This window comes from Dyella flava (genome assembly GCF_016904955.1).
GTDB lineage: Bacteria > Pseudomonadota > Gammaproteobacteria > Xanthomonadales > Rhodanobacteraceae > Dyella_B > Dyella_B flava.
In genome coordinates this window covers 1-11,131 of record NZ_JADIKE010000032.1, presented here as the reverse complement: position 1 = coordinate 11,131, position 11,131 = coordinate 1, and the positions used below count along the sequence as shown (strand labels likewise).

Here is an 11,131-nt window from a genome sequence, read left to right as displayed (position 1 = left end):
TAAGCACTGCTCTGAGGCTAGAATGGGCGTCTTCGCCGAGGGGCGCTGCGACCGTGCCATGATCACGGCCAGGCTCGGTGGATGCTTCGACTGCAACGGCGCTCATGACGCGAAGTTCTCGCGTCGATCTGGTCATCACGACCGGATTTTCCCCATGAGACTCGGAGACATCCCGAATGAACGCTGTCACTCAAGACACCAACACGCACGATTACAAGGTCCGTGATATTGCGCTGGCCGAGCTTGGCCGCCGCCGTATCCGCATGGCCGAAGAGGAAATGCCTGGCCTGATGCAGATCCGCGCGCGCTACGCGCCGAGCAAGCCGCTCAAGGGCGTGCGCCTGTCCGGCTCGCTGCACATGACCAAGGAAACGGCGGTGCTGATCGAAACGCTCAGCGCACTCGGCGCCTCGGTGCGTTGGGCTTCGTGCAACATTTTTTCCACCCAGGACGACTGCGCCGCCGCCATCGCTGCCGCCGGCATTCCGGTATTCGCATGGAAGGGCGAGACGCTGGAAGAGTATTGGGATTGCACGCTGGACATGCTCACCCACCCGGGCATGCTGGGTCCGCAGCTGATCGTCGACGACGGCGGCGATGCCACCCTGCTGATCCACAAGGGCGTGGATATGGAAAACGGCGACAACTGGGTGAACACGCCCAGCAGTAACCATGAAGAGCAGGTCATCAAGAATCTGCTCAAGCGCACCGCGAAGGAGCGTCCCGGTTTCTGGAAGAAGGTCGCCGCCGATTGGAAGGGCGTTTCCGAAGAAACCACCACCGGCGTACATCGCCTCTATCAGATGATGGAAGCGGGCAAGCTGCTGGTGCCGGCGATCAACGTCAACGACTCGGTGACCAAGAGCAAGTTCGACAACCTGTATGGCTGCCGCGAATCGCTCGCCGACGGCATCAAGCGCGCCACCGACCTGATGGTGGCCGGCAAGGTCGCCGTGGTGTGCGGCTACGGTGACGTCGGCAAGGGTTGCGCGCATTCGCTCAAGGGCTTCGGCGCGCGCGTGATCGTTACCGAAATCGATCCGATCAACGCCCTGCAGGCAGCGATGGAAGGTTTCCAGGTCACCACCGTGGAAGACACGCTCGGCATTGGCGACATCTACGTCACCACCACCGGCAACAAGGACATCATCACGCTGGAACACATGGCGGCGATGAAGAACAACGCGCTGGTGTGCAACATCGGCCACTTCGACAACGAGATCCAGATGGATCGCCTGAACACCGCCAAGGATGTCACGCGCGAGAACATCAAGCCGCAGGTGGATCGTTACACCTTCAGCAAGACCAGCCACAGCATCTACATGCTGGCGGAAGGCCGCCTGGTGAACCTGGGCTGCGCACATGGCCATCCGAGCTTTGTGATGTCCAACAGCTTCTCCAACCAGACCCTGGCCCAGCTCGACCTGTGGACGAACAAGGATAAGTATGAGAAGACGGTCTATCGCCTGCCGAAGCAGCTGGACGAGGAAGTGGCACGCCTGCACCTTGAGCAGATCGGCGTGAAACTCACCAAGCTGACGCCGGAACAGGCGGCTTACATCGGCGTACCGGTGGAAGGTCCGTACAAGCCCGATCACTATCGCTACTGATCCGCGTTGCACGCAACGAAAAAAGGCGCGAAATTCGCGCCTTTTTTCTTGCCTCGCATACAAGGAGCAAGAGAACCGAAGAAGAGAGAGAAAGCGACCCGCTCGCACACACCCTCTCTTAATCCTCACTCCTCTCCACTCACTCCTGTTTGTTTCACACCGGTTCCAGCCAGCCCCACTTGTCCTGGGTCTTGCCGTTGAACAATCCGAAGTAGAGCTCCTGCAGACGACGCGTGACACGTCCGGCCTTGCCGCTACCGATCTGCTTGCCGTCGACTTCGCGGATCGGCGTGATCTCGGCAGCCGTGCCGCACATCAGGATTTCATCGGCGAGATAGAGATATTCACGCGGGATGTCGCGTTCAATGACTTCGATGCCATCTTCGCGTGCGAGCACCCGCAGCGTGTCGCGTGTGATGCCACTGAGAATCGATGCGCTGGCCGGCGTGGTGTGCAACACACCATCAAACACCAGGAACAGGTTTTCGCCGGCGCCTTCGCTAAGCAGACCGTTCGCCGCCAGAGCAATGCCTTCGCCAAAGCCAAGACGGCGCGCTTCGCGTGCAATCAACTGACCGGAGAGGTAGTTGCCACCGGCCTTTGCGCCGGCCGGAATGGTGTTCGGCGCGAAGCGCTGCCAGCTCGACACGCAAGCCGTGATGCCGACTTCCAGAGCCTCCGGCCCAAGATACGGCCCCATCGGCCAGCTCGCCACGGCGACGTCGATCGGCGTTTCCGCAGAAAGGCCGAAACCGCCCAGGCCGCGATAAGCCACCGGACGCAGGTAAGCAGCATTGAAACCATTCTTGCGGATCACTTCGCGACATGCGGTGGCCAGTTCGTCCTGCGAATAGGGCAACACCATGTCGTAGATCTTGGCCGAGTGATACAGCCGCTTGAGGTGATCAGTCAGGCGGAAAATCGCCGCGCCTTCAGGCGTGACATAGCTGCGTATACCCTCGAAAACGGATGAGCCGTAATGCAGCGCATGCGACATTACGTGTGCGGTGGCTTCCTTCCACGGCTTGATTTCGCCGTTCTGCCAGATCCATTCGGGGTACTGCTGAGCCATGGGAATTCTCCGTTGGGGACTCCTTATGATACCGCAGAGGGGTTTGAGCGCCCGTTACGCCACAGATGGAGCGTGACGAGCGGCCGGGACGGCGCAAGGGAAATCTTGGGCATTCGAGGCGAGCCGATGACCTTCGCCCTATGGCCACGCCGTCGTCTCGCTAATGGCACTTAACCTTGCGGGCGCAGCCAAAGACAACCGGCGTGCCGGATGACGTCGAAACGGACTTGCTCGTTTTCGCCACTACCGTCGTCGGATTCGGTTTGCACCACCAGCGCTCCATGCGCAGGCGCATTGGACGCGGCGTGGGAAGCGTCACCGTCCTCATCGTCATAAGTTGACGCATCGGCATCGGTATCCACATCGACCAGCGGGCGGGCCATCAGCTGGGCAAAGGCACGGATATTGGCCACCACGGTCTGTTGCCCTGCTCCGTTCCACAACATCAATCCGGCCAGGCGGTTGGGATTATGGGCGGCAAAGGCATCGACCACGGCTTGCTTGAGGTGCTTCATATCCGCGGCGCAAAGCACTGCTGGCGGCGACTTGACCGTTCCTTCCAAGACAGGCGCAGAAGCGGTCGACGCCGAGGCCGGCGGCAGCGCCGGCTGGGCGTTCACATCGGAACAAATGCGATCGGTAAACACCGTCTGGCCATCTGCCCCCACGCAGCGATGAATATCGCCCTGCGCCCCGGCCGCGGTGATGGGCAGTAGAAGTAAAAGGGACAGTGCTCGCAAACGCATCGGGCAAGCATAGCCCGATGCAGATAAGTGTTTAGTTCAACTGATCGATAACGGCGCGGGTCGCTTTCGCACGGTTCAGCGTATAGAAATGCAGTCCCGGCGCCCCCCCCTCCAGCAAGCGCCGGCAGAGTTGTGCGACGACTTCCGCGCCCATCGCACGAATGGAATCGACATCGTCGTAGTAGGCCTGCATGCGCTTGGCAATCCAGCGAGGGATCTCTGCACCGCAGGCGTCGGAAAAGCGTTTGAGCTGCGCGTAATTGGAAATCGGCATGACGCCCGGCACCACCGGCACCGACACGCCCAACCGACGGACGTCATCAACAAAGCGGAAATATGCATCCGGGTTGAAGAAGTACTGAGTGATGGCACCATCCGCGCCCGCCTCGATCTTGGCTTTGAAGTGCCGCAGATCGGCCTGGACATCCTCGGCCTGCGGATGCATCTCCGGATAGGCCGCGACTTCGATGTGGAAATGGTCGCCGCAGTGCTCGCGAATGAAACGTACCAGTTCCGCGGCGTAACGGAAATCGCCCGGCGAGGCCATGCCCGATGGCAGGTCGCCACGCAAGGCCACGAGGCGCCGGTAACCGGCTGCGCGATAGGCATCAAGCAATTCGGCAATTTCCTTGCGCGTACCGCCCATGCAAGACAGATGCGGCGCCACATCCAGCCCGTGCTGCTGGTGCAGGTGCGCCACCGCATCGCTGGTGTAGCTGAGGGTGGAACCGCCGGCGCCAAAGGTCACCGAGACGTATTCAGGTTTGAGCGCCTTTAATTCCTTGGCTGCCCGATCAAGCTGGGCACGTTGTTCGTCGGTCTTGGGCGGGAAGAATTCGAAGCTGATGGCCGGCATTGTGCGGGTCCTTGGCGGCGGATCGCCTCAGTATATATCTCTTATTCTTGATAAAGCGATATATCACCATCTTCCGAAACCCCACACGGCAGACGCGGCGTCCGCCTAGGCAAATCAGCGGCACTCGCCGGCTGACACCTGCCGCGCCGGTCTGTCATCATCGTGTGCTTATGCCATCGAGGTATGGCTGGCCCGCCCGTACGCCTTCAAGGAGCCTGCATGTCTTCTTCCAACGCCATTCGCCGCGATGTCGGGCCGTTTGCCCTGATGCTCACCGGGCTGGGCTCGATCATCGGCTCAGGCTGGCTGTTCGGCGCATGGAAAGCGGCCGGCCTGGCCGGTCCCGGGGCGATCTGGGCATGGGTACTGGGCGCAGCCATCATCCTGACGATTGCGCTGACCTATGCCGAGCTCGGCGCGATGTTTCCCGAGTCGGGGGGCATGGTCCGTTACGGTCATTACTCGCACGGTTCACTGGTCGGCTTTATCGCCGCCTGGGCCAACTGGATCGCCATCGTTTCGGTGATTCCCGTAGAAGCCGAGGCATCGGTGCAATACATGGCCTCCTGGCCGTGGCAATGGGCTCATGACCTGTACCACGTCGCCAACGGCCCGGGCGAGCTAAGCGATACCGGCCTGATGATCGCCGCCGTACTGGTAATCATCTACTTCCTGCTCAACTTTTGGAGCGTGAAGTTGTTCGCGCGCTCCAATACCACTATCACCGTGTTCAAACTGGTAGTGCCGGCTGCAACGGGCCTGGCCCTGGTCGCCAGTGGCTTTCATTCGGAAAATTTCTCCGTCGGCATTCACGGCGGCGGCCACGCCATCGATTTTGCCGCCGTGCTCAATGCGGTCGCGACGGCAGGCATTGTGTTCAGCTTCAACGGCTTCCAGAGTCCGGTCAATCTTGCAGGCGAAGCTCGCAATCCGGGCAAGAGCATTCCTTTTGCGGTGGTCGGCTCGATCCTGCTTGCCACGGTGATCTACGTGATCTTGCAGGTTGCCTATATCGGCGCGGTGCCGCAGGACATGTTGGCGAAAGCGGGGTGGCACGGCATCGATTTCCGCTCGCCGTTCGCCGAACTGGCCATCATCGTCAACCTGCACTGGCTGGCGATGCTGCTGTACGTGGATGCGTTCATCAGCCCGAGCGGTACCGGCATGACCTATACCGCCACGACGGCACGGATGATCTACGGCATGGAACGCAACGGTACGCTGCCGAAATTTCTCGGCCAGATCCACCCCAAATGGGGCGTGCCGCGCCCGGCGATGTGGCTGAATCTCGCGGTGTCCTTCTTGTTCCTGTTCTTCTTCCGCGGCTGGGGCACACTGGCGGCGGTGATCTCGGTAGCAACGATCATTTCCTACCTGACTGGCCCGGTCAGCGTGATGACCCTGCGGCGTACTGCTACGGAGCTGTACCGACCGCTGCGTGTCGCAGGTCTTCCCGTGCTGGCCGGCGTTGCCTTTGTCATGGCAACGGAGCTGCTCTACTGGGCGAAGTGGCCACTCACCGGCGAAATCATTTTGCTGATGGTCGTGGCCCTGCCGATCTATCTCTATTACCAGGCGAAGTCCGGCTGGCATGACTTTCGGCGGCAGCTCAACGGTGCCCTGTGGCTGATCGTGTATCTGCCGACGATTGCCATCGTGTCCTGGGCAGGCAGCACGACCTTCGGCGGGCAAGGCTACCTGTCTTACGGCATCGACCTTGTCGTCGTCGCCGTGATTGGCCTGGTGTTCTATCTATGGGGCGTAAAGTCCGGCTGGCGCACGCCGGCAGTGGAAGCCGCACGTGAAAATGCCCATCTCCATCCGGATCAGCCGGTCGTGCCGCCGGATGAAGAAACCGCCGAGCGCATCGTCAGCCACCGCTGACGATGCGTCCTGTTCGCTAACCGAGTGCAAGTACATCGCCGAGCAGCGCCTGGGCGGTTACTTCCGGTCCGGCTCCAGGACCCTGGATAACCAGCGGCTGCGTGTGATAGCGCGTCGTCGTCAGTGCAAATTGGTTGTCCGTGCCATATAGACGTGCCGCCGGATGCGTAAGCGGAACTTCAGTCAAACCCACACGCGCCCGACCGCGCTGATTGAGCCGGGCCAGAAAACGTAGCACCTGACCACGCGCACGAGCGGCCTCGTGAAGTGCTGCCAAAGGCTCGTCGAGTTCTTCCAGGCGATTCAAGAACGCCTCGGACGAAATGTCACGGAGCGGCTCTGGCACAAGACCTTCCACCACCACCTCATCGCTACCCAGGGCGAAGCCGGCATTACGGGCGAGGATCAGCAGTTTGCGCGCTACATCCTCGCCGGATAGATCAGCGCGTGGATCGGGCTCGGTATAGCCCAGTGCGCGGGCGTCGCGCAAAAGCGCTGAGAATGGACGACTGCCATCGTACTGATTGAACAGATACGACAGCGAGCCGGAAAACACGCCTTCCAGGGTCAGCAAACTGTCACCGCAATCGCTAAGACGGCGCAGCGTGGAGAGCACCGGCAGACCTGCGCCCACCGTCGCGGAATCACCGTAGCGCCCGCCCGCGGCACGCGCGGCCTGCAACGCACGCCAACCTGCAAGCTGGCCGCCGGCAAGCGATTTATTCGCCGTCACGACGTGGTAGCCGTGGGCAAGCCACTCCGCGTGGCGGGACGCGAGTTCGCTCGATGCGGTCGCGTCGACAATGACCTTCAACCCGGCATGATGCACATCCAGCGCTGACAGTAATGCAGCATCATCACGAGCTCCGCCTTCGCGTTTGAGCCTTTCACGCAAGTCGCGCGCAGCGAGCTGTGCCGGATCAGTCTGCTGCTTGCGCGAATTTGCCGCGCCCACCAAATGCAGGCGCTTTGCTACAGGCGTGCACAGCAACTTGAGGAAAGCACCGCCAACCACGCCTGTGCCAAGTAGCACGACGGCTATCTCAGCCTTTGTCGTCTGCGCGGCCTTTTTGACAGGCTCCTCGGCCAATACCGCACTCATGCTGTCACCCGTTGCTTCGTCGCCGCTTCCGAAACGGATTGCGCGCGCTGCAAGGCTGACTCCAGGTCCCTCAACAGATCGTCGCCGTCCTCAATGCCGATCGACAGTCGTAGCAGCGTGTCGGCGATGCCTGCAGCGCGCCGGGCTTCCGAAGCCATCGCCGCGTGCGTCATCGAGGCGGGGTGAGCAATCAGGCTCTCCACGCCACCAAGCGATTCGGCCAATGAGAAGTAACGCAATCCGTCGACGAAGGCTTCTATTTGCGGAACATCGCCTTGCAACTCAAAGCTTAGCATCGCTCCAAAGCCCTGCTGCTGACGCGCCGCGAGCGCATGCCCTGCGTGATGATCGAGACCGGGGTAATAGATTTTGCGAACGGCGGTGTGGCGATCGAGATACGCGGCAATTCGCTCGGCATTTTCCTGATGTTGGCGCAGACGCACGTTCAAGGTGCGAAGGCCGCGCAAGGTCAGGAAACTGTCGAACGGTGCGCCGGTAAGGCCATTGCAATTGCCCCACCATTTGATCTGCTCGGCGACGGCCGGATCACGGGCCACCACTGCGCCTCCCACCACGTCGCTGTGGCCATTGATGTACTTGGTGGTCGAATGCACCACCACATCCGCGCCCAATGCCAGCGGTTGCTGCAACGCTGGGGAAAGGAACGTATTGTCGACCACCACCAGCGCACCGACAGCATGAGCTGCGTGCGCTACATGACGAATGTCCGTGATGCGCAGCAGGGGATTGGATGGCGTTTCCACCCAGACCAACGAGGGCTTGCTGGCCAGCCCTTCGGCCAACACATGGTTGTCGGTTAGATCGACGAAACGGACCTTGAAGCGCCCCTTCTTCGCCCACGCATCGAGCAGGCGCCAGGTGCCACCATAGCAATCATGCGCGGCCAGAACCGTGGAGCCGGCCGGCACCAATTCCAGTGCCAGCGCGACAGCGGCCATACCACTGGCCGTTACTACGGCGCCGGCACCCTGCTCCAGCTCAGCCAGCGCGTTTCCGAGCAGGTCGCGGGTTGGATTGCCGCTACGGGAATAGTCGTACGCGCGCTTGCCACCCAATCCGGTAAAAGCATAGTTGGTGGAGAGATGCAGTGGCGGTACGACCGCGCCATGCTGCGTATCCGATTCGATTCCCGCGCGTACGGCGCGAGTGCTGGCAGCAGTTCCGTTTACGACATCAGCGCACATGATTCAGGCTCCACAACGACAGGAAATGGCTTGGCGCAACAACGGCGCCAATTGCTGGGCTTCTTTAAGAAATGCATCGTGTCCGTACGGCGAATCGACCACTTCCAACGTGGTTGAACCGCGCAGTCGGCGTTGCAATTCACATAGGTCAGCGAGCGGCACAAGGCGATCGGAGGGAAAACCGATCAGTGTGGCTGGCACGTGAATCTCTTCCGGTGCCACATCGTGCAGATCAATGGATTCAGACAGCGCGAGAAAACGCTGCGGATCAAAGCGCTGTACAAAGCGTTGTCCGGCGTGTTCCAGATAATCCTCCACCGGAAAGTGAAAACGTCCTTCGCGATAGTCCGGCGCGCCAACAAAACGGCGCGCAAATTCCTCACTACCGCGATAAGTGGTCATCGCAAGCTGACGTGCAAGCGAAAGCGCTTGCTCGATCTGACCGGTCGCCTGTCCAAGGCGCAGGATTTGCCGTTGGATGGCACGCTGCGCGGTTGAGATCGGGTGCGCCCGATGTGCTCCGGCCAACAGGACCAGTTTTTCGACCTTGTTTGGATGGCGCGCAGCGAATGCGAGGGCAACCATCGCGCCATAAGAGGAACCCACGAACGCAGCCACACTCATAATGCCTAGCGCATCGACCAGCGCAGCCAGCGCATCGGCCTGATCTTCGCTGGAAATCGCACGTGGGCTCTGTTCAAAGTCGGCGGGAATCAACCAATCGATACTCAGGACACGGCAATGTGCCAGGTCGATAGCTTGGCCATTGCCAACCAATTCGGACCACCAACCGGGCTTGTCCTGGTCTGTAGCGGCAACGTGACGATCTGCGGAAATCCCTCCCTGCACGATCACCGTCGGAGCATCCGGTGCGCCGGTCCATTGATAGCGCACGTCGACCTTGCTGAGGCCGAGGCCGTATTTGGGTTGCAGGTTCAACCGACGGCTGCTGCGCTGTTCGGCCAGCGTAGAACGCGAATGCAGAGGCACGACCACGGCAGTGTGGTAATCGTCGAGAGAGGAATTGGCGAGCTGCGGCATCTTGGTTCTCCGGATACATCGCCCTGCGGAGAACCATGGAGGAGTTGCCGCCATATCAATCATGCTGACGCATGGATTGACGACATCCCATCTTCCGGTCGACGCCTTGGGGCGCCCCGCAGGAGTTGGCACCGTTGCAGGTTTGAACCTGCAGGTTGCCCCGGCTTCAAAGGGCCTGTCCCTCAGCCGGTCTCGATGAGTATGGACGACTATACCCACGGTCTTTTTAAGCGTCAATGGACGTATAGACGTCTAAACGTCGATATTCTTTAAAATACGCCTGTTTTTCTGGCATATGTGAAATGACCATATCACTTGGCTCCAGGCACAGCCCGACTGGCAAGCCATCCCTGCCAACGCTACTCTCACGCTACGTTTGAATCCGGCGTATGACACTTCACCCATGACGATCAGATCCGACCTTTCCGCCGCTGTTGGAAATACCCCCTTGCTGCGCCTGCGCCGCGCCTCCGCGCTGACTGGCTGCCAGATATTGGGTAAGGCCGAATTCCTCAATCCGGGAGGGTCAATCAAGGACCGTACGGCGCTGGGGCTCATCTGCGACGCGGAGCAGAAGGGTTTGTTACGCCCCGGCAGTACGATCGTAGAAGGAACCGCCGGGAATACCGGCATAGGACTCGCGCTGATCGGGGCGAGTCGCGGTTACCGGTCTGTGATCTTCATGCCGGAGACGCAGAGCCAGGAGAAGATCGACGCGTTACGGATTGCTGGCGCAGAGGTGCGCCTGGTACCAGCTGTGCCGTTCAAGGACCCAAGGCATTACGTACACGTCGCGCGAGCCTATGGCCAGAGCTTGAACCAGCTCGAACCCGGCAGTGCCTGGTTCGGTAACCAGTTTGACAATACGGCCAACCGCGATTGGCACGAGGCAACCACTGCCATCGAAATCTGGGAACAAACCGGTGGGCAAGTGGACGGCTTCGTCTGTTCCGCCGGCACCGGTGGAACCCTTGCAGGGGTTGGACGGGCGCTGAAAGCGCGCAAGCCTGGCGTAAAGATCGCCCTCTCTGATCCGTCGGGTTCAGCTCTAGCCAATTACATCAATCATGGCGAGCTGCTGGCTGAAGGCAGCTCCATCAGCGAAGGGATCGGCTCCAGCCGCATCACCGCGAATTTCCAGGATGCGCCCGTCGATCTGGCCTGGTCTATACCGGATCAAGAGTCCGTTCCGCTGTTGCACGAGCTGCTCCGCGAGGAAGGCTGGTGCGTAGGTGGATCAAGCGGCGTGAATATTGCCGGCGCCATCCGACTCGCCAGGGAGCTTGGACCGGGGCACACGATTGTCACTGTGCTCAGCGACGCAGGAACTCGCTATCAGGCAAAGCTATTCAATCCACGCTTCCTCAGGGAGAAGAATATTCCTGTCCCCGAGTGGCTGGACAAAGCCTTTCCGGATTGATGCTCGATCGGGTTTCGATGCCGTGCTTTAAGTGACATCGCTTCAGCTGCAAATTTCAGCCGCACGTAGGCCGCCGAAGGAGATGCGAGTCGGGGTAAAGCAAAACGCCTTCCGGTGAGGGAAGGCGTTTTAAGGATAAAGCCCCTGGCGGTGACCTACTCTTGCATGGAAGTCCACACTACCATCGGCGCAGCT

At 60.5% G+C, this 11,131-nt stretch carries 9 protein-coding genes and 2 riboswitches; of the genes, 3 read left to right on the top strand and 6 right to left on the bottom strand.

Going from position 1 to position 11,131, the window contains the following annotated elements; genetic code table 11:
• The first annotated feature begins 31 nt into the window (after window positions 1–31).
• Window positions 32–111, top strand: a riboswitch (S-adenosyl-L-homocysteine riboswitch).
• A 65-nt stretch (window positions 112–176) separates the two neighbouring features.
• Window positions 177–1,610 carry an adenosylhomocysteinase gene (gene ahcY / locus ISP19_RS07465; protein ID WP_204680743.1) on the top strand — a complete coding sequence of 478 codons (1,434 nt, stop codon included), beginning with the start codon at window positions 177–179 and terminating at the stop codon, window positions 1,608–1,610.
• A 154-nt stretch (window positions 1,611–1,764) separates the two neighbouring features.
• On the opposite strand, the gene ISP19_RS07460 is transcribed toward ahcY, so the two are convergent.
• The 3 genes from ISP19_RS07460 to metF form a co-directional block, all read right to left on the bottom strand.
• On the bottom strand, window positions 1,765–2,682 hold the full coding sequence (locus ISP19_RS07460; protein ID WP_204680742.1) for a branched-chain amino acid transaminase: 918 nt from the start codon (window positions 2,680–2,682) through the stop codon (window positions 1,765–1,767).
• A 170-nt stretch (window positions 2,683–2,852) separates the two neighbouring features.
• Window positions 2,853–3,428: a DUF4124 domain-containing protein gene (locus ISP19_RS07455; RefSeq protein ID WP_204680741.1), complete on the bottom strand. Its 576-nt coding sequence runs from the start codon at window positions 3,426–3,428 to the stop codon at window positions 2,853–2,855.
• Between the two features lie 31 nt (window positions 3,429–3,459).
• Complete coding sequence (gene metF / locus ISP19_RS07450; RefSeq protein ID WP_204680740.1) at window positions 3,460–4,284, bottom strand: methylenetetrahydrofolate reductase [NAD(P)H]; 825 nt, start codon at window positions 4,282–4,284, stop codon at window positions 3,460–3,462.
• Between the two features lie 219 nt (window positions 4,285–4,503).
• Between metF and ISP19_RS07445 the strand changes: the two genes are divergently transcribed.
• Window positions 4,504–6,168, top strand: coding sequence for an APC family permease (locus ISP19_RS07445; RefSeq protein WP_204680739.1), 1,665 nt, complete (start codon window positions 4,504–4,506; stop codon window positions 6,166–6,168).
• 16 nt (window positions 6,169–6,184) lie between these two features.
• On the opposite strand, the gene ISP19_RS07440 is transcribed toward ISP19_RS07445, so the two are convergent.
• Genes ISP19_RS07440 through metX form a run of 3 tightly spaced genes read right to left on the bottom strand, consistent with a single transcriptional unit; the run spans window position 6,185 to window position 9,516 of the window.
• Window positions 6,185–7,270 (bottom strand): homoserine dehydrogenase family protein, encoded by a 1,086-nt coding sequence (locus ISP19_RS07440; protein WP_204680738.1) that lies wholly within the window; start codon window positions 7,268–7,270, stop codon window positions 6,185–6,187.
• Entirely contained in the window at window positions 7,267–8,475 is a 1,209-nt protein-coding gene (gene metB, locus ISP19_RS07435; RefSeq protein ID WP_204680737.1) for a cystathionine gamma-synthase, read from the bottom strand. Before metB ends, ISP19_RS07440 begins: the two co-directional genes overlap by 4 nt.
• Window positions 8,476–8,478: 3 nt before the next feature.
• Window positions 8,479–9,516: a homoserine O-succinyltransferase MetX gene (metX, locus tag ISP19_RS07430; RefSeq protein WP_204680736.1), complete on the bottom strand. Its 1,038-nt coding sequence runs from the start codon at window positions 9,514–9,516 to the stop codon at window positions 8,479–8,481.
• Window positions 9,517–9,600: 84 nt separating this feature from the next.
• Window positions 9,601–9,718, bottom strand: a riboswitch (SAM riboswitch).
• 201 nt (window positions 9,719–9,919) lie between these two features.
• Here metX and ISP19_RS07425 point away from each other — a divergent pair.
• Complete coding sequence (locus ISP19_RS07425; protein ID WP_204680735.1) at window positions 9,920–10,936, top strand: cysteine synthase A; 1,017 nt, start codon at window positions 9,920–9,922, stop codon at window positions 10,934–10,936.
• Window positions 10,937–11,131: the final 195 nt, after the last annotated feature.

Coding starts and splice junctions, on each gene's coding strand:
- ISP19_RS07460 (WP_204680742.1), bottom strand. CDS start 2,682: ATGGCTCAGCAGTACCCCGAATGGATCTGGCAGAACGGCGAAATCAAG.
- ISP19_RS07440 (WP_204680738.1), bottom strand. CDS start 7,270: ATGAGTGCGGTATTGGCCGAGGAGCCTGTCAAAAAGGCCGCGCAGACG.
- metX (WP_204680736.1), bottom strand. CDS start 9,516: ATGCCGCAGCTCGCCAATTCCTCTCTCGACGATTACCACACTGCCGTG.
- metF (WP_204680740.1), bottom strand. CDS start 4,284: ATGCCGGCCATCAGCTTCGAATTCTTCCCGCCCAAGACCGACGAACAA.
- ISP19_RS07445 (WP_204680739.1), top strand. CDS start 4,504: ATGTCTTCTTCCAACGCCATTCGCCGCGATGTCGGGCCGTTTGCCCTG.
- metB (WP_204680737.1), bottom strand. CDS start 8,475: ATGTGCGCTGATGTCGTAAACGGAACTGCTGCCAGCACTCGCGCCGTA.
- ISP19_RS07455 (WP_204680741.1), bottom strand. CDS start 3,428: ATGCGTTTGCGAGCACTGTCCCTTTTACTTCTACTGCCCATCACCGCG.
- ahcY (WP_204680743.1), top strand. CDS start 177: ATGAACGCTGTCACTCAAGACACCAACACGCACGATTACAAGGTCCGT.
- ISP19_RS07425 (WP_204680735.1), top strand. CDS start 9,920: ATGACGATCAGATCCGACCTTTCCGCCGCTGTTGGAAATACCCCCTTG.